This is a genomic window from Mycobacterium sp. D16R24 (assembly GCF_002013385.1).
Classification (GTDB): Bacteria; Actinomycetota; Actinomycetes; order Mycobacteriales; family Mycobacteriaceae; genus Mycobacterium.
This window is the reverse complement of record NZ_MAEV01000024.1, coordinates 36,226-54,585: the sequence shown is the minus strand read 5'-3', so window position 1 is coordinate 54,585 and position 18,360 is coordinate 36,226. Positions and strand designations below refer to the sequence as shown.

Sequence of the window (18,360 nt, the reverse complement as noted above, 5' to 3'; positions counted from 1 at the left end):
ACGCGGATTTCGGGCAAGATTTCCGCGTGAGGCTCGCACTCGATGGCTAGATCGAGTCGAGGGTGTAGCCCATCGGCAGCAGCACGCTCTTGAGCTCGCAGTACTCCTCGATGCCCTCGGGCCCGTTCTCGCGGCCGATACCGGACTGCTTGTAGCCGCCGAATGGGCAGCTGGGGTCGAAGGCGTACCAGTTGATGCCGTAGGTGCCGGTGCGGATCTGCGCCGCGACCTCCAGACCCTTGGGCACATCGGTGGTCCACACACTGCCCGCCAGGCCGTAATGAGAGTCGTTGGCGATCTTGATGGCCTCATCCACGGAGTCGTAGGCGATGATCGAGAGCACCGGGCCGAAGATCTCCTCCTGCGCGATAGTCATCGAGTTGTCGACATCCGCGAAAATCGTTGGCTGTACGAAGTATCCGCTGTCCAGCCCCTCGGGGCGCTTGCCGCCGAAGGCCAGCCGCGCGCCCTCCTCGATGCCCTTGGCGATGTAGCCCTCTACCCGGGCACGCTGCTTCTCGGTGATCAGTGGCCCGACCTGGGTGGCGGGATCGTCGGGCAGTCCCACTCCCATCAGCGAGACCATGCCGACGATGCCGTCGACTACCTCGTCGTACCGAGACCGCGGTGCCAGCACCCGGGTCTGGTTGACGCAGCCCTGGCCCGCGTTCATCAGGCCCGCGAACACCAGCATCGGCAGGGTCGCCGCCAGGTCGGCGTCCTCGAGCACGATGGCCGCCGACTTGCCGCCCAGCTCGAGGGTGACCTTCTTCAGATTCCTGGCGGCGATCTCGGCGATCTCCTTGCCGACGACGGTGCTCCCGGTGAAGCTGAATACGTCGACGCCGGGGTTGTTGGTCAGCGCCCGGCCGGTTTCGGCTCCACCCGGCACCACGGACAGCACGCCCTCGGGCACGCCCGCCTCGGCGAACACCTCGGCCAGGATGAAGCTCGACAGGGGAGTCTCGGCGGCGGGCTTGAGCACCACCGTGCAGCCCGCGAGGAACGCCGGGCCGATCTTGTTGAGCGCCAGGAACAGCGGCACATTCCAGGCCGCGATGGCGGCCACCACTCCGGCGGGCTCCCGGGTCACTACGGTCTGGCCGTAGGCGCCGTTGCGCAGTTCCTTCCACTTCACCGCGTCCGCCGCGTTGGCGTAGTACTGGATGGCGCCAAAGCCACCCATCCATTGCAGCGTTTCGATCACCATGGGGGGAGCGCCGGTCTCGTCGGCGATGGCCTTGCAGATCTCGTCCTTGCGAGCCTCTAGCCCGGCAACTGCCTTCTGCAGTACCGCCTGCCGCTCGTGCGGAGTCAGCTTGGGCCAGGGGCCGTCGTCGAAGGCGCGGCGGGCGGCGCTGACCGCCGCCTCGACGTCAGCGGGGGAGGCCAGCGGACACTGGCCGACCTTTTGGCCGGTGGCGGGCGAGATGACCTTGATCACCTGGTCGGTGGCCGGCTCGGTCCAGACGCCCCCGATGAAGAGCTTGTCAAAGTTGTTCCCGTTGGTCATGAATCGCCGTCTCTTTCCTGATGTGTATCAACGAACCCGGTAAAGCCGGAGGGTTTATGGGGGCCGATGGGGCCGAATTCGAACAGTCCACTGCCGTGGGTCTCGACGCCGTTCTCGATGGCGGTGAAGGTGGCGAGATTGTCGACTGGGCACAACAACGTGAGCGTGGCGTCCAGCTCCGCGGTCTTGTACCGCTTGCCCTGCACGACGAGGTCGCCCTGCCACATGCCGTGGCGCCAATCCGGGTCCAGGCCATACCCGGTGCCGAAGCCGAAGTAGTGCGGCAGCACGATATCGGCCTTGATGGTGATGTCACCCAACGTAATGACCGCCGAACTCGCTTCGCGGGTACCGGGAACCAGGGTGATGTCGTGCGTAATGGGTCCGAGTTCGTCGATCCCCTTCGCCGGGTCACGCCATACCCGGCGCGCCCCGCTGACGACCTTGTTGCCGTGCTCGTCTTCCTGGTTGATGAACACGATCGAATACTCAGGGAACGAGATCACGTTGTAGAGCCAGAAGAAGCCCCCGGCCAAGGTGGCACGCCGTCCGGCGGGTTCGCCCTCACCGACGGGGCGGATGCCCCAGGATCGATCGCGGTTTCCCGACCAGTTGACTCCATCCAGCTCATGGGTGGTACCACCAACCGTCAATTGGCCTGTCCAGGTGCCAGTTTGGGCAAACCGTGAGGTATCGAACATCACGCGGCCGAGCTGACGCTGGTAATGGCCAGGTTCGAGGGAGGCCGGTATCTCGCCGGTGTAGGTGATATCGAAGGCGAGGTCGTAGTCGTCGCCGGGTTCCAGAATCAGCCGCACCCTCTTGAGACCTTCGAGGACCTCAATGCGGTACGGCCCGACCTTGAGATCGGCCCGGTCGTCGCCCAATGCGCGCGAGGCCCGGAACACGACGATGTCGTCGCCGTCGCGCACCGAAGCGAATGCATCGGTGACGCCCAGATTCGGGTAAACGCCCAGTCCGGTGATCAGATACGGCAGGTCGGCGCGCCCGCCGTGGCAGCCAAAGTAGTAGCGGTCATAGAAGTTTCGATCCGAGGTGCCGACATGGCGGACCACATCGGCGATCTGATGGATCGGGTAATCGTCGAAGGGGGACAGGCTCACGGGCCGGTCTCCTCTCCGAGCTGCGACCAGTACTTTCCGTCCAGCATCTTCTCCAGCGTGGCCCTGTGCAGGATCAGATCATCGGGGTCATTCGGCATCTCCGCCATACCAAAAGCCATGGCACGCATCTGAATGCGCACCATGATCACGGCGTGCTGCAGTGCGGCATAGGCGGTGTAGAAGTCCAGATCGCTCGCGTGGTGCCCGGTGAGTGCGGCGTACTCGGCGGCGATATCCTCGCGCCGGCAGAAATCCGGGAGGCCCGGTAGCGTCGCCACTTCGGCCAGATCCTGGAAGAATCTGTGCAGGAAGATGATCCATCCGAGATCGAGCTCGCGGGGCCCCACGGTGGCCATCTCCCAGTCTAGCAGCGCCACCGGTTCGAAATCCTGGTAAATGACGTTTCCCGGCCGCGAATCACCCCAGCTGACAGCATCTTTCGTGCGTAGCGATTCGGTCGGCCAGTTCTCGCGCAACCACATGAAGCCGCGGTCGATCAACGGAATGGTGGGACCAGCGCCAGCACTGCCGCGTACCCACTCATAGAACTCGTGGGTGCGGCGCACATGGGCGTCCAGACCCGTCTCTCCCTCACGGGCGTCGTCGAGGAATGTGAACTCTTCGATGGGCGCCGAGTGAACCCGGGCGATCTGGTCAACGGTGAGCCGCTGCATCTTGCGGCGGTCGGCAGCGGAGGCCTCGGTCACCCAGGATCCGAAGGTGTAGGGCATTCGGTCGGGCGGCACCTCACCGTCGACGCGCTTCATGACGAAGAACTCGCCGCCGAGCACCGAGGGGTCATCGCAGTACCAGAGCACCGGCGGCACCACCGCGCTGGTGTGCCGGCCGAGCTTGTCCATCACGTCGAACTGGCGGCGCATGTCATAGGTGGAAAACACCGGGCTCGAGTCGGGCTGAGGTGCCGTCCTAATCACCAGCCGGTGGGCGGCGCGCTCACCGTTCTCGGTCCACTGCGCATCGGCCAGGATCGTCTCGCTGGACATGCCGTTGGCGCTGGGCAGCTCTGCGTGGTCCACGCTGAGCGCGGCATCGGCCGGCAGCTGGGCGGAGATCCACTCGGCGAGTGCGCCGCGCAAGGTTTCCGGGTCCCGTTGTGATTCTGCGGGGCGTGCAACGTCCTCATGCGTCGCTGTCTGCTCAGTCAAGTGTCGTGACTTCCGTTTCATGTCCGCCTCGTTGCGTGACGTACGCAACACTACCGGGCAGTCAGGGGAAGTGGAACCTGTTGCAATTCTGGATTCAGCGGGGACGCAGGACAAGCACCAGATTGCTCACCAGAACCTCCCGTGCAGCGGGAACTTTGGTGATCCACCATGCCCATTTGGGGTGGTAGCGGGGAAATGCGGCAACTAGCGCGCCCGTGCTGTGTGCCCACCGGAGCCCGTCGCGCACCGAGACCGGGAAAAGTGACGACCCGTAGTTGTTCTTGGGCGGATGGCCGTGCTTGCGGGTGTACCAGCGGGCCGCGCGGGCGCCACCGAAGTAATGCGTCAGACCCATTTCGTGGCCACCGAAAGGGCCGAGCCAGACGGTGTACGACAAGACCGCCAGCCCGCCCGGGCGGGTGACCCGCAACATCTCCGCGCCGAGGCGCCAGGGCTCGGGTATGTGCTCGGCGACGTTGGAGGACAGGCAGATGTCGACGCTGTCGTCGGCGAACGGCAAGGCCATTCCGGATGCGCGCAGATATGCGGCACGTGGATCGTGGATGCCCCGGGTTCCTTCGGCGGCCGCGTGCATCTCCCGGGGGTCTGGTTCGACCCCGACGTACTGTGCTCCGGCGTCGGCGAACGCCGAGGCGAAGTAGCCCGGCCCGCCCCCGACATCCAGCACCGTGCGACCCTGCAATCCGGTGCCGATTGCCTGCAGCCACAAGTCGGTGACCAGATGAACTGTGTCCTGCGCCACCGTTCCGTAGAATCTCTCCGGCGCACTCTGCTCGAAGCGGAAAGACGATAACAAGCTGGTAGAACGCCGAAGCGTGGCTCGTTGCGCAAACAGATTGGTGATATCTGGCACGGGTTCTCGTTCTGCTCGGTCTTCTTTTACGGAACACGAAATTTCTGGAGGCCCACCCTAACGGCCTAGGGTGCTTAGCGGTGTTAAGTGAAGTGTCAGATCAGCCGGGCCTCCCGCGGGAGGTCCTCATGTTGTGCTGGCGTGATACCGACCATCCGCAGGGCGGCGGTAGCGAGACGTACCTGCAGCGCATCGGCGCCGAGCTGGCCGCATCCGGCGTGAAGGTGACGCTGCGATGTGCCGCCTATCCGGGCGCGCCCCGCCATGAGGTGGTGAACGGAGTACGTATCTCGCGCGGCGGTGGGCGGTTCACGGTGTACCCTCGCGCACTGCTGTCGCTCCTAGCCGGTCGCGTCGGGCTGGGGGCGCTGCGTGATGTGCGCCCCGATGTCGTCATCGATACCCAGAACGGCATCCCCTTTTTTGCCAGCACCGTGGTGACGGCGCCCGTGGTGCTGTTGGTGCACCACTGCCACCGGGAGCAGTGGCCGGTGGCAGGACAGCTCATCGGCAGGCTGGGCTGGTGGCTGGAGTCGCGGTTGTCTCCGCGGATGCATCGGCGCAATCAGTACTTGACGGTCTCGCAGCCATCCGCATCCGACTTAGTGGCGCTCGGTGTGGAGCCCGGCCGGATTGCTGTGGTGCGCAACGGTATCGATCAGATACCGGCACTGTCGGCGGCAGCGGCTCTGGACGGTGTGCGCAGCGAGACGCCGCGCGTCGTGGTGCTCTCGCGCTTGGTGCCGCATAAGCAGATTGAGCACGCGCTGACCACGCTCGCACTGCTGCGTGACCATGTGCCCGACGTGCATCTCGATGTCGTCGGCGATGGCTGGTGGATGGATCCGCTAGTGGGACATGCTGCCCGGCTGGGTATTTCCGAGTCGGTGACATTCCACGGATACCTCGGCGAGGAAGCCAAGCACCGGGTGCTGCAACGTGCTTGGGTGCACCTGATGCCGTCTCGCAAGGAAGGCTGGGGCCTGGCGGTCACCGAGGCCGCGCAGCATGGCGTACCCACGATCGGCTACCGCTCTTCCGGTGGGCTTACCGATTCGGTCACCGACGGCATCACCGGTCTGCTGGCACGCGACCAGGATGAATTTGTCCGCCATACCGCGACCCTGTTGGCGGACAACAACCTTCGTTACCGGATGGGCGAGGCGGCGCGTGCTCGCTGTGCCGACCTGTCGTGGCAGCGCAGCGCGGCCGGTGCGTGGACCGTGCTCAAGGCAGCGGTGCTGGGCATCCCGGTGTCGGGGATCGTCGGTGACGAACCGGTCGCGGCTCCGCAGGTCGAGGTTCCCGCCTGATCTAACGGATCAGCCCGCAGTGAGATACCGGGCCGCGAGGGTGGCCCCGATGCGGGTGCTGTGCTCGATGACCTCATCGGTGCTCACGTCTAGAAGCCCCGAGCGCCAGGCGTTGACCAGCTCGCTGAATCCTCCGATACCCACCAGGGTGTCCATTCGGAACCCGGTCCGGTCAACGTTCTTCACAAGGTAGGGCTCGGCCGCGGCCATGAGGACGGCCGTCGCCTGGTGCAATAGATCGGTGCGTCGCTCTTCAAGCACGGTGCTGCCGGCGTGCCGGACAAACATGATCTGCGCCCAGCCCGGATCGGTGGAAACACGTTCGACGACAAGGGCGATCGCCTTATGCAGTGTGTCCAGCGGAGGGCGGTCCGGATTCTCGCCGACGATGTCGGAGATCCGCGCGATGAGTTCGTCGCGCATGCCGTCCCAGACCGCAGTCAGCAGATCGTCACGATCGGCGAAATCGTCGTAGAAGTACCTGTCGTTTAACGACGTTCGTGAGCAGACGCCGCGCATGGTGACCGCGGCCCACCCCTGCTCAGCCCAGATTTCCTGGGCGGCGGCGACCAGTCGTTCCCGACGTTCAGCGCGGCGCTCCGCCGCGGTACGCCCGCCCCACAGACCTGCTGATGCCGCCATCGCCCCATGTTGACAGCCGCACACGCCGTAGGTCAAAGTGGTGGCATGTGCAGTCAGTTGTGGCGGATGCCACCAGAATGTGCTGTGGTCTGCTCGTGGTGAGCTTTTTGGGCTTCGGCCGCGGTGAGCGCCGCACGCGGAATGTCAATGCGGTGGTGACGGGTGCGTCCAGCGGTATCGGCCGGGCGTTTGCTCTCGAACTGGCGCGTCGCGGGGGTCGGGTCGTATGCGCTGATATCGACCTGCCGGGCGCCCAGGAAACCGCCGCACTGATCGGGGACCGTGCGGTCGAGGCAGCTTGTGACGTTTCGGTGTTCGATGAGGTCGAAGCGCTGGCTGATACCGCCGAGGAATGGTTCGGGGGCCCGGCGGATCTGGTGATCAACAACGCGGGCATCGGTGCCGGTGGTCAGGTTGTCGGTGCCGCGCCTCTCGCTGATTGGCACAGGACCCTTGGGGTGAACCTGTGGGGGGTTGTCCACGGTTGCCACGTGTTCGCACCCCGTCTGCGGGAGCAGGGGCGCGGCGGCATCATCAACGTCGCCTCGGCGGCGAGCTACGCGGCCGCGCCGCGCATGGGTGCCTACAACGTCAGCAAGGCCGGGGTGTTGGCACTGTCGGAGACACTTGCCGCCGAACTCAGCGGTACCGGCGTTGCCGTCACGGTGCTATGCCCGACCTTCGTCAAGACGAACATCGTCGCGAGCGGAATCATCGAGGACTCGGCCGCCCGCCTTGCCGCCACGGCCATGAAATGGACTGGTGTCTCTGCGGATTCAGTGGCTCGCGGCTGTCTCGATGCTCACGATCGAGGTCAGCTGTATGTCCTTCCTCAGCTCGATGCGCGATTCATGTGGCAGGCCAAGCGCTTGGCTCCCGACACCTACACCAAGGCGCTGGGCCTTACCGAACGAATCTCCCGCCAGCGCGAGAACTGACGAGAAAGGAAACAAAGGTGGCAATCGCACTCGACAACGTATTGGCGACCATCAAGGACAAGCAGTGGGCGTTGGCCGATATCGACTGGGACGCACCGGGTGCGGACAGGATCACCGATGAGCAGCGCCCCTCGCTCAAGGACTTCATGTCGGACCTGGTCTGGATCGAGAACGTGGGGGCACGGGGCTTCGCCGCCCTGGCGCAGAAGGCGCCGAACGAGGTGCTCAAGCAGATCTACACCTACTTCCACGCAGAGGAGCAGCGGCACGCCAATGCCGAGTTGGCCCTCATGCGCCGCTGGGGAATGATCGAAGAGGGCGAAATGCCCGTGCCCAACAAGAACATCCGTCTCGTCATCGAATGGCTGGACCGGTATAGCGACAGCCTGTCGCTGGCATCGCTGGGCACGGTTATCCCCTCGCTGGAGACCGCACTCGACGGCGCCCTGGTCAAGTTCCTGCTGGACGAAGTGGAAGACCCGTTGTGCCATGAGGTCTTCCGGCATATCAACAGCGATGAGTCCCGGCACCTCGCCGTGGGTTTCCAGGTCCTGGACATGCTGGGTGCCAACTCCATGCGCCAGCTCGTGGTGGAGACGGTGGGGACCTTCGTGCAGCCGTCGGTGCTCCTTGGCCTACTGATCTACTCGCCGCTGCTGACTCGGATGATCACCAACATCTCGGCGATGGGACTCTCCGAGGAGAAGCTCTACAACGCGATCAAGCGATACGAAACCGTGGGTGAGCGCAGCGAGAACACCCGCCGACTGCCCAGCTATCACCTCATCAAGCACCATGCGCGCATCGCGATCAACCAGACGCAGCCGTTCCAGTTCCTCTCCGAATCCATGGGCAAGGCCATCGATTTGTTCCCGATTCGCGTACTGGGCAAGACGCCCACCTGGTCGGTGGAACTCACCTATGAACCGGTGTCGCGATGAGCGAGGTGCTGATCATCGGTGCGGGATTCGCAGGTCTGGGTACCGCGATCCGCCTGTTGGAGCAGGGAATCGAGGATTTCACCATCCTGGAACGAAGTGACGGCGTGGGTGGCACCTGGCGGGACAACACCTATCCCGGTGCGGCGTGCGATATTCCGTCGCTGCTGTATTCGTATTCCTTCGAACAGAACCCGCAATGGTCCTCGGCGTATTCGGGTGGTCCCGAGATACTCCGCTACATCGAGGGCATGGTCGACAAACACCAGTTGCGACGCTTCATCAGATTCGGTGTCGAGGTCACCTCGCTGACATTCGACGAGGACGCCGCACTTTGGACCGCCGACACCACTGCGGGCGATACCTTCACCGCCCGCAGTGCCGTCATGGCGGCGGGCCCGCTGGCCAATGTCAGCTGGCCCGATATCCGTGGCCTCGACAGCTATACGGGTCATAAGATCCACAGCGCGCGCTGGGACCATGACTATGACATGACGGGCAAGCATGTCGCGGTGATCGGTACGGGAGCCAGTGCCGTGCAGATCATCCCGGAACTGGTCAAGACGGCTGCCCGGGTCAAGGTGTTCCAGCGGACGCCCGGTTGGGTCCTGCCGCGATTGAACTTTGAGCATCCGGCGTGGGCACAAAGGCTTTTCGGTAGCACCCCGGTGCTGCAGAGTGCGGCTCGGCAGGCGTGGTACTGGACGCATGAGGCCGCGTCCCTGGGGATGGTGTGGGACACCCCGATGACCTCCGTCATCCAATGGATCGCCAAGGCGAACCTGCGCCGACAGATCAAGGACCCCTGGACTCGTCGCCAGCTGACTCCCGATTTCCGGGCAGGGTGCAAACGCATGTTGATGACCAGTGACTACTACGCAGCCCTCGAGAAGGAGAACTGCAAGCTGATCACCTGGCCCATCGCGACCCTGGCCCCCAACGGTGTCCGCACCGCCGATGGCATCGAGCACGATGTGGATTGCATTGTCTTCGCGACCGGGTTCGATGTGTGCAAGGCCGGCACCCCGTTCCCGATCGCGGGTCGCGACGGCAGGAAGCTTGCCGACGAATGGTCAAGCGGTGCATACGCATACAAGAGTGTGAATGTCTCGGGTTACCCGAATCTGTTCTTCACCTTCGGCCCCAACTCGGGCCCGGGGCACAACTCCGCGCTCGTCTACATGGAGTCGCAGATCGACTACATCGTGCGGGCGATCGGCATCATCCGCAGCCGGGGCCTGCTGACCCTCGATGTGCGCAAGGACCGGCAGGACAGGTTCAACGACGATATTCAACAGCGGCTGGAGAAGACCACGTGGAACTCCGGGTGTCAGAGCTGGTACCTGACCGAGGACGGCAAGAACACCACCATGTTCCCGGGTTTCGCCACTCAGTTCGCCGGGCAGCTACAGGAAGTTGAGCTCGACGACTACTGCTTCACGGCGAGTGCGGTGGCTCCCGCGACCCGATGACGGTGCGTGCGGCTACTCTCGGCGCCGGCGGGTCAGTCGCGAACCTGCGGCTACCCCGCCGGCTGCCAGGAGCACAACCCAGATCACGTGTGCCGCGATGACGGTGGCGCGACGATTCGGTGATGCTCCGATGGGTTCCCACGGCCCGGGTACCCGGTACAGCGCGATGTCACCGTCACGGTAGACCGGCTCGAGCTGTGCCACTGTCGTCGACGGATACTCAGGCTCACCAGGAGTTTTGGACTGCAGGACCACCCAGCCGATGCCCTGAGCCGCGAGCTCGTGCGGTGCGGCCCCGGTGCGTAACAGCTCCTCGACGAGGCGGCCCCGGGTGCCGTCGCCCTGTACAACCTGCCCGTCGACGCGTAGATCGCCGCTACTCACCGTGTCCCCGCGGATCCAGCGCGGGAATGGATCCAGTACCTGGATCGACGAAGGACCCCACGGGTATTGCCGCAAGGTCTCCGGCGGCAGCACGGCCACCGGATGCGGTTGTGCGTTGATGCTGGCGGCGACGGTGGTCCATCCGGCCGGGTAGATTACCGGCTCGACTCGGCCGCCGACTCCCCATGCCAGATCGGGCAGCGTCAATATCAGTGCCGCACAGGCCACTGCGGCAGCCACTAGCTGTGAGGAACGTTCGCGTACCGCGGTGACGGCAGCGGCACCGGCCACGGCGTACCCCGGCACTGCCAACGCCACCCATTTCTGGCCGTCGCGCAGGATGCCGAGCCCAGGTAATTCGGTGATGAGCCAGGTGGTCAGCGACAGCCCCGGGTCCGTCGCCAGCAGTGCCGGAATAACCACGGCCGCAAAGGCAATGCCGAGTAGTCCGAACGCTGTTCGGGTGCGCCACAACACCACCACACCGACCGTCAGCACGACGAGTAGCACCGCCGAGAAGGCCAATGCGAACAATGTCGTCCGTGACGCCGGCACCGCGGAGGCATTCCACATACCGCCGAGTGAGGCCAGACTGCCGAGCGTGCCCAGCCCGGGCTCGGCCCGGGCCGCGAAGGCGTGGACCCCGGCCTGGTCTCCGGCCGGTATGGCCGTGCCCAACCCCGAGGCCACCAGCCACGGCATTGCGGCCAGTAGCGAGATCGTCAGTACGCCAAGCCTTGACCGCAGATCTGAGGCCACGGCAAGCCCCACGATGAGAGCGAGCACCGCTCCGGTGGGCGTCAATCCGGCCACGGCGATCCAGAACGCGAGCGTGCACCAGGCGCCGATACCGCTCGCCGTGCGCAGCCGAATCGCCGTCAGCGCCACCCACGGTAGGCAGCCGTAACCGACCAGCAGACTCCAATGTCCTTGCAAAAGTCGTTCAGCCACATAGGGATTCCAGATCGCAATGGTGGCGGCCAGCAGCTCGCCGGGAACTCCGGCGTCCGGGACCAGGTGAGCGGCCAGGCGCGCCGCCCCCCAACCGGCGAGCCACAAACCCAGCGCCAGCAGGGTCTTGACCAGGATTCCGCCGTCGACAAGCGTCGTCGCGACGGCGATGAAGAAGTCCTGCGGGACGGCCCGGGGGGCTGCCTCACCGACCCCCAGCGCCGCATCGGTCAGGTAGGACCGCGGGGTTGAGACGGCGTCGCGGATCAGCAGATAGCCGGGTGCGGCAAGTGGCGCGGTAATGGCCGCCGCCAAGCCCAATGCGTAGAGCGGCGCCGCGATGACGCGCGTGCGGCGCAAGACGTCCCGGCTAGAGGTGGTTTCGAGGCGACGGGAACTTGTCGGTGTCGGCCTCGCTGGCGGGCGGTTTCTCCGGACCGCGACGGCCGAAGAAGCCATGATCGACCGTGTCGAGGCCGGGGTCGATCAATGCCGACTCCGCGCGCAGGCTGAACGAGCCCAGCAGGCCGCCACCGACCAGCGCCACGACGCCTAGTGCGGCGAAGGTGATCGGCAGGATGTTCGACCAGATAGACAGGCTGTCGCGGGTATCGCGTGCCGCTTTCACCTGTTTCTCGACGGTCTCGTCGTTCGACTGCACGGCGTAGTCCACCATCGGGACCTCGGGCTTGAGCGCGTCACGCGAGTAGTACTGCAGCGCATGCTGTTTGCTCTTGACGATGATGCCGCTCACCGGATCCACCCAGAACTCACGCTGTGCCGCGTAGTAGCGGGTCATGGTGATCTCTTCGTCCTCGCGCTCGGCTTCCACACCCCACTGCTGGGCGCGGGCCGTGACCTTCGAGTCCTCGTCCTTGTCGTACAACGAGGGGTACGCGACCGGTTCCACCAGCTTGCCGTTGGCGTCGTAGCCCACGTTCTGGGTGAAGTGGTAGGCGGTGAGCCCGTTGACATCCTCTTCGCCGGTGTAGTTGGCGTCGAAGGCGCGCTGGGCGACTACGTCGAAGTACTGGTACGTCTTCTTCTCGGTGTCGAAGGGGAACCGGTAGCTCAACCCTTCGTGCTTGAGCGCAATCGTCGTCGGTGGCGTCTCGTCCTCGATGGCGCGCGGCTTCTGGACACTGCCGCCGGGGTTGTCATCGCTGGAGATCGCCTCGGCGGAGTGACGGTCCACGGTGACGGTGTCGACAGTGGCGAGAACCAACCCGGCGTCGCCCTGCTTATCGGTGCGCCGAAGGGTGATGCCCGCCTGCAGGCCGACCTTCGTGGCGTCGGCAGGGCTGACGGTGGTGATCTGCTCCTGCAGCGCCAGCGGCTTGTCTGGATCGGCGATGAACTTCGGTCCGGACAGCGACGCCGGGTCCAGGGCGCGGCCCTTGCCCTCGCTCACCAATGTGGCGTCCCAGTCGAGCGGAATCTTCGCAAGCCGGTTGCTGGTGTACGTGCTGAGCAACAGTGCGGCGATGATGAGCGCCGAACCCAGCCCCAGCAGCCCGCACGCTGCGATACGCATCATGACCCCGCGGTTCACTGTGGCCGAACCCTCCTTAACGTGCGGTAACCCTGTGCGTGACGACATGGCATGCCCAGGGCAAATCTGTCTGACCCTAACAGCCGTGGCCGCCAGGTGGTCATTTGGCGATCGTACGGATTCCCAGGTCCTGGTTCTGGTCAAATGCTGCCGGATCGACTTAGAACCGTACCCTCGGCGGGGTGACGACAGTGCGGCCATCGGCTCCGGCCGTCCATGCGCGGGGCTTTGTCCCAGCATTGGAGGGCATGCGTGCCTGCGCGGCGATGGGCGTCGTGGTCACCCACACCGCGTTTCAGACGGGTCACAACGGTGGCATCGACGGACGCATCCTGGGCCGCTTCGACCTGGCGGTGGCCGTCTTTTTCGCGCTATCTGGATTTCTGCTGTGGCGGCCACATGCCGCGGCAGCACACGGTGGGCCCGCGCCCGCGCCCACCGGGCGCTACTTCGCGTCGCGGTTCGTCCGCATCGTCCCGGCCTACCTGGCCGCCGTCGTCGTCATTCTGTTGCTGTTGCCGGATGCGATGGGGGCCAGCTGGGTGGTCTGGGCGGCCAACCTGACGCTCACACAGTTGTATATCCCGCTAACTCTGACGGCGGGTCTGACACAGATGTGGAGCCTGGCGGTCGAGGTGGCGTTCTATGTGGCGCTGCCGGTCATCGCGGCCGCCATGCGGCGCGTGCCCGGGTGGTGGCGTGCGCCGGTGCTCATGTCCCTCGGTGTCATCAGTCTCGGCTGGTCCGTCATCCCCTTTCACGCGGCCGTGGGCGTCAATCCGCTGACGTGGCCGCCCGCCTTCTTCTCGTGGTTCGTGGCGGGCATGCTGCTGGCCGAATGGAGCTCGGCGCCACCCGCCTGGACACTGCACCTGGCGCGTCGCCGCGTGCTGCTCGCCGTGGTGGCCCTTATCGCCTTCGGGGTGGCGGCCTCCCCACTGGCCGGACCGGAGGGGCTGACGCAGGCACCGCCGCATCAGTACGCCGTCAAGATCGCGATGGGTGCCACGCTGGCGTGGGCGCTGCTGATGCCGTTGACATTGGATGCCCCGGGCACGCCGCATCGAATACTGGGCAGCCCGCTGATGGTGACACTGGGGCGTTGGTCCTACGGCCTGTTCATCTGGCATCTGGCGGCCCTGAACATGGTCTTTACCGTCATCGGGCGCTTCCCGTTCAGCGGTCACTTCCCGCTGGTGCTGATTCTGACGTTGATCTTCGGTTTCGCGATGGCCGCTGTCAGTTATGCGCTGGTGGAATCTCCGTCACGGGAGGCATTGCGGCGCTTCCAGAAGCGACGTGCCGGCCCTCGCGATGGGAGTCGCACCGCCGCCAAGGCCACGGCGGATACGGAGATCAGCGCCAGCAGCTGAATCCACCACGAGTGACCGGTGTAGCCACCCATCGATCGCCACGGATGCCGGGAGAGGGCCGCCCCGGCCAGCAGCAGGGAGCCGCCGGAGATGTAGGCCCCTGCTGCCGTGAGCGTGCGCAGGGGCCAGCGCGTCCACACCTTGAACGCCAAGGCGGCCAGGCCCACCACGGCCCCGGCGATGCCACTGATGGCGGTGAGAGCCGCCAGCACCGCGACACCCGCCGCGCGGCCGGAGCGCCACGGGATCACCTGGGAGAGGGCAGTTTTCCGGCGCACGGGGATGAAGGCCAACAGTGCGAGGATGGGAAGCAGCGCCAGTCCGCCGAACAGTCCTGCCCGGTACCACGTGTCGAGGCCGAAGGTGAGTGTGATCGGCCCGCCGGTGCCGGCCGGAAGCACCCATCCTTGCTGCCATCCGTTCACCCGTACCGGGGCGAGGGTGTGCCCTTGTGCGTCACGAGCCACCCATCCGGGGTTGATGCTTTCGGGCACCACCAGCACCCGGTCGCGCGGAGCGGGATCCGCGGTCACCTCACGCCGGGCCGCGTCCCATCTGCCCGTGGCTGCCGCGGTCGCCGTGGCGGCGGCCGGTGCCGCGTCCGGCACGGTGAGCTGGACACCATCGACAATGAACTGCTGGCGTGGGTTGACGGTGACGTCCTGAGAGCCCGCGCTCGTGGCGATCGGTGCGGTATCACACGGGGTCGCCTGGATGGCGTTGCCGTCCAACAGCTCCCGCACCGTGGTGGTGATGGACATGGGGATGAAGCGTCCGGCAAGTGCCAGCACCGGGCCGTCAGCGCATCCGATCCTGATCACGCGGTTGCCGTTGGCCCGTGCATCGGCGGGGGCGATCGGCCGCCCGCTGGTGTCCAGCGCAACGAGCTCGGCGATGCCGGGCGGCTTGTTCTGATCGGTTCCCAGCGCGGTGCGGTCAATGATGTCGGTCCAGTCGGTAACCGTGACCGTGATGGTGTCGGTGACCGCCGGATGCACGGCCAGTGTCGTCTCGGGAGACTTCGGGTCGATGTTTCTGACCTGGGGACCGTCGCCCAGATTGATGGCTACCTGCTTGGGATGTGTAGGCACCTCGGTCTTGCTGGGCTGGAGCCGGATACCGCCGACGGCGACGGGTTTGGGGAGTTTGATCACCAAAGAGGGCAGATGCAGGCGCAGCACCGAATCCTGTGGCGCCGTCCAAGCGGTCCCCGGATCGCCGTCGGTGGCAGCGTAGGAGGAGCCCCGCAGGTCAATGAGGTCGGCGCCCCCGGAGGCCGCGGTGGTTCCGGGCTGCGTGATTAGGTCGCGCAGCTGCGGGCCGGAGCGGGCCCGCACCCAGAGCGTTGGTGTGAGCGAAAGAGGCTGGGGCACAGCGAGTGTCCGGATGAAGGTGCCCGGTTCCTCGGGGGCAAGCGAGAGTGTCCCCGCGCAGCGCAGCCTCTCGGGTGACGGCATGCAACCGGGGCGCCCCTCCAGTGGAGATCCCAAGTCCCAGCCGAGCACCGCGGCTCCCGCTGGTGGGGCGGGCAGGGTTGCGCTGTGGCGAAGGTCGACGTTATGGGCGTATCCGGCGGCGTCGTACTGGGTGAGGGACAGTTCGGTGATGGCGAACTGCACACCGGAGGTGCCGTCCTCGGTGCCGGTCGCAGTTACCTTGACCCAGTTGGTTTCCCCGGGGCGCAGTGCCACATCCAGAGGCTTTCCCGGCTCGTCGAACCGCACCGACGTGGTGCCGTTGTCAGTCTCGATCTCCAGGCGCCGCACCTGAGCTCCCAATGCGGTGGCGCTCGGCGTCACGGTGAGGATCGCGTTGGTGATCGGCCGGTCCAGGTCCACCCGGATCCATTGCCCAAGAGCGGATTCCAGTGAACTGCTGACCCAGCTTGTCGCGTTGTCGCGATCGATGACGGCGGCTGTGTTGGTGCCCGGTGCCACATTGGGCAGCGCCGTGGAATCGGAGGCGGAGCTGGATGCGGTGATCGTTCCGCCCGTCCAGCTTCCGTTCACGACGGGGACACCGGTGGCGGGGTAGTCGGGCACCCTGTTGAAGGTTCGGCGTTTATCGCCGGGTGCCCGAATAGCCGAGGAATGATCGTCGACGCGCCCGTAGTCGGTCTCGCGGGCCAGCGGACTGTCGGTGACCATCGCGGGTCCGGGACGCAGACCCGCTTGTGCGGCGTCGGTAGCCAAGAGAGACGGGCCCAGCGGTGGCTGGTTCAGCTGGCGGCGCCGTTCACCCAAGCGCAGCAGGACCTCGGGTCCACCCGCCACCCGGGGTATGCTGTCGATATCCGCGAAATATGGTTCCCCATAACCCTTTCCGTGCCCCACCGAGTAAATCTCGACCGCTGGATACTTTGGACGTAGGTCACTATCGGCGACAAAGCCTTCCACGGTCCCGGCCCCGACGGGGTCGCCGAACTGGGCAACCTTGGCGAGCCCGGGAGACCCCTCGATGGTGTGGTGCACCAGGATCGGCCGCGCGGAACGGGACGTATCGGGGTCGAGGTCGTTGCGCACCACCAGATGGGAGATGCCCTGCTGCTCCAGGGTGTCGGCCAGCCCGTCCGAGGGGCGGCCGGTGGCGAACAGCTGCTGTACCGAGTCGATGGCGCGGATGGTTTCCGGAGGCGTCAGCGGGATGGAATCGCGTACCCCCCAAGGTGTTTGGCCCAGTGACTGCAGAGGTTCGTCGCGGGTGAGGCCCCAAGTCTGGATCGCGAACGGAGCCCCCGGCACCACGAGCGCGCGCCCGCCGTCATCGTGATCGGCCAGCCAGTGTGCCGTCTCGTTCCAGTATTCGGGGATCGCGTCGAAACCGCCGCGGGGCACCAGCCGGCCCGTCCAGGCTAGCGATGTGCTTGCGGCGAGTGCCACCAACACCGCGATCCCGAGGGCAAGCGCCCGATTGCGTTCCGGGCGTGCCAGAGCCGCGAGCCACTCCCGGACGGTCACACTGGCGGGCAGTGGTATCCGCGACAACGCGTGCGCCAGGCCGAGAATCAGTGGCAGGCGGATCAATGGCTCGAGCTTGTGCACATTGCGCAGGGGTGTGCCGCCGTCGTCAAGGAAGAATTGAATCTGCTGGCCCACAGGCGATCCGAGTGCACCGGTGTATCCGGCTGTCAGCAGCACCAGGCCAACAAGAAGGATCGCGACCAGTCGCCCGCGTGCGGGCATGCCCCGCATCGCCAGCCCCGCCATACCGGCAGCGGCGATCATCGCGGTCGCGATGACCATGGCGGACTGGGTGACCAGCGAGGAACCAGCCGTCGCGGTCGGGGCCACGAACGGCGTCCAACTGTCGGTCCCGCGCAGCACCTCGGTGAGAGAGGTCCATTGCGTGGTGACCCCGGATGATTCGATGAAGTCGAGGAACCGCGGGCTGATCTTGCCGAAGATCAACAGGGCGGTGATCCACCACGAGGTGGCCAGCACCAAGCAGGGAATCCACCATGCCGTGAATCGCCACCATGTCCGGTTCGGTGTGTGGGCCAGCCACCAGATGGCGGCCACACCGCAGGCGAGGGCGGTGGCGACAGCATTGACCGCACCCATCAACGCGACCGCGACAGCCGACAATGCCGCCGCCCGGCGCGGGGACATTCGGCCCTGGAACGTCAGGATGATCGGCAACAGCACCCACGGAGCCAGCATCATCGGCAGTGTTTCGGACGAGATGGCGCCCAGGGTCGTCAGCACCCGAGGGGACAGGGCGAAAGCGACCGCCGCGATGATCCGGGAGCCGCGGGTGCCGATGCCCAGCGCCTCGGCAACCCGGATGACGCCCCAGAACCCGGCCACCACCAGCAGTGCCCACCACAGTCGTTGCGTCACCCAGGCCGGCACTCCGAGTAGATGCCCCAGTGAGAAGAAGGCGCCGTGCGGAAAGAGATAGCCGTATGCCTGATTCTGTGCCTGTCCGAACGGCAGGTCGCTGCTCCACAGGTTCAGGGCCCGTGCGGCGAACCGCAGCGGATTGATCGCCAGATCCAGCTTGGTGTCCGGGGAGATCTGCCCGGGTGATTGGGCGAAGGTCAGCAGTAATGCGAACGCCGCGGCGACCGCGAGCCACCGCCGACTCAGCGGCGAACAGTCAAGGCGGTGCGTCACGGCTC

The 18,360-nt window shown here is 65.7% G+C and carries 12 protein-coding genes and 1 pseudogene; 5 read left to right on the top strand and 8 right to left on the bottom strand.

Going from position 1 to position 18,360, the window contains the following annotated elements; translation table 11 throughout:
* Positions 1–46: 46 nt before the first annotated feature.
* From B4383_RS20395 to B4383_RS20380, 4 genes are read right to left on the bottom strand one after another with little or no spacing between them, the layout of a single operon-like run.
* Positions 47–1,513 (bottom strand): aldehyde dehydrogenase, encoded by a 1,467-nt coding sequence (locus B4383_RS20395; RefSeq protein ID WP_078293026.1) that lies wholly within the window; start codon positions 1,511–1,513, stop codon positions 47–49.
* A complete protein-coding gene (locus B4383_RS20390) occupies positions 1,510–2,637 on the bottom strand; it encodes a hypothetical protein (RefSeq protein ID WP_078293027.1) in 1,128 nt (375 codons plus the stop codon). Before B4383_RS20390 ends, B4383_RS20395 begins: the two co-directional genes overlap by 4 nt.
* Positions 2,634–3,854, bottom strand: a complete 1,221-nt coding sequence (locus B4383_RS20385; RefSeq protein ID WP_078293028.1) for a phosphotransferase family protein — start codon at positions 3,852–3,854, stop codon at positions 2,634–2,636. The genes B4383_RS20390 and B4383_RS20385 overlap by 4 nt, the downstream gene beginning before the upstream one ends.
* Positions 3,855–3,897: 43 nt before the next feature.
* A complete protein-coding gene (locus B4383_RS20380; protein WP_078293029.1) occupies positions 3,898–4,677 on the bottom strand; it encodes a class I SAM-dependent methyltransferase in 780 nt (259 codons plus the stop codon).
* A gap of 80 nt (positions 4,678–4,757) precedes the next feature.
* Here B4383_RS20380 and B4383_RS20375 point away from each other — a divergent pair, with 80 nt between their 5' ends.
* The gene (locus B4383_RS20375) at positions 4,758–5,990 is read left to right on the top strand and encodes a glycosyltransferase family 4 protein (protein ID WP_139360930.1); all 1,233 of its coding nucleotides are present in this window, start codon (positions 4,758–4,760) and stop codon (positions 5,988–5,990) included.
* 9 nt (positions 5,991–5,999) lie between these two features.
* On the opposite strand, the gene B4383_RS20370 is transcribed toward B4383_RS20375, so the two are convergent.
* Positions 6,000–6,632: a TetR/AcrR family transcriptional regulator gene (locus B4383_RS20370; protein ID WP_078293031.1), complete on the bottom strand. Its 633-nt coding sequence runs from the start codon at positions 6,630–6,632 to the stop codon at positions 6,000–6,002.
* Positions 6,633–6,730: 98 nt separating this feature from the next.
* On the opposite strand from B4383_RS20370, the gene B4383_RS20365 reads away from it, so the two are divergent.
* Genes B4383_RS20365 through B4383_RS20355 form a run of 3 tightly spaced genes read left to right on the top strand, consistent with a single transcriptional unit; the run spans position 6,731 to position 9,980 of the window.
* Complete coding sequence (locus tag B4383_RS20365) at positions 6,731–7,570, top strand: SDR family NAD(P)-dependent oxidoreductase (protein ID WP_078293076.1); 840 nt, start codon at positions 6,731–6,733, stop codon at positions 7,568–7,570.
* A gap of 17 nt (positions 7,571–7,587) precedes the next feature.
* Positions 7,588–8,511, top strand: a complete 924-nt coding sequence (locus tag B4383_RS20360) for a reductase (protein WP_078293032.1) — start codon at positions 7,588–7,590, stop codon at positions 8,509–8,511.
* Entirely contained in the window at positions 8,508–9,980 is a 1,473-nt protein-coding gene (locus tag B4383_RS20355; RefSeq protein ID WP_078293033.1) for an NAD(P)/FAD-dependent oxidoreductase, read from the top strand. Before B4383_RS20360 ends, B4383_RS20355 begins: the two co-directional genes overlap by 4 nt.
* A 12-nt stretch (positions 9,981–9,992) precedes the next feature.
* On the opposite strand, the gene B4383_RS20350 is transcribed toward B4383_RS20355, so the two are convergent.
* Positions 9,993–11,630: a hypothetical protein gene (locus tag B4383_RS20350; RefSeq protein WP_078293077.1), complete on the bottom strand. Its 1,638-nt coding sequence runs from the start codon at positions 11,628–11,630 to the stop codon at positions 9,993–9,995.
* A 55-nt stretch (positions 11,631–11,685) separates the two neighbouring features.
* The gene (locus B4383_RS20345; RefSeq protein ID WP_078293034.1) at positions 11,686–12,867 is read right to left on the bottom strand and encodes a DUF3068 domain-containing protein; all 1,182 of its coding nucleotides are present in this window, start codon (positions 12,865–12,867) and stop codon (positions 11,686–11,688) included.
* A gap of 182 nt (positions 12,868–13,049) precedes the next feature.
* On the opposite strand from B4383_RS20345, the pseudogene B4383_RS20340 reads away from it, so the two are divergent.
* A pseudogene (locus B4383_RS20340) lies at positions 13,050–14,159 on the top strand (acyltransferase); the annotation flags it as partial.
* On the opposite strand, the gene B4383_RS20335 reads toward B4383_RS20340, so the two are convergent.
* Positions 14,111–18,355 carry an alpha-(1->3)-arabinofuranosyltransferase gene (locus B4383_RS20335; protein WP_078293035.1) on the bottom strand — a complete coding sequence of 1,415 codons (4,245 nt, stop codon included), beginning with the start codon at positions 18,353–18,355 and terminating at the stop codon, positions 14,111–14,113. The pseudogene B4383_RS20340 and the gene B4383_RS20335 sit on opposite strands and share 49 nt — an antisense overlap.
* Between the last annotated feature and the right edge of the window lie 5 nt (positions 18,356–18,360).

Coding starts and splice junctions, on each gene's coding strand:
- B4383_RS20395 (WP_078293026.1), bottom strand. CDS start 1,513: ATGACCAACGGGAACAACTTTGACAAGCTCTTCATCGGGGGCGTCTGG.
- B4383_RS20370 (WP_078293031.1), bottom strand. CDS start 6,632: ATGGCGGCATCAGCAGGTCTGTGGGGCGGGCGTACCGCGGCGGAGCGC.
- B4383_RS20355 (WP_078293033.1), top strand. CDS start 8,508: ATGAGCGAGGTGCTGATCATCGGTGCGGGATTCGCAGGTCTGGGTACC.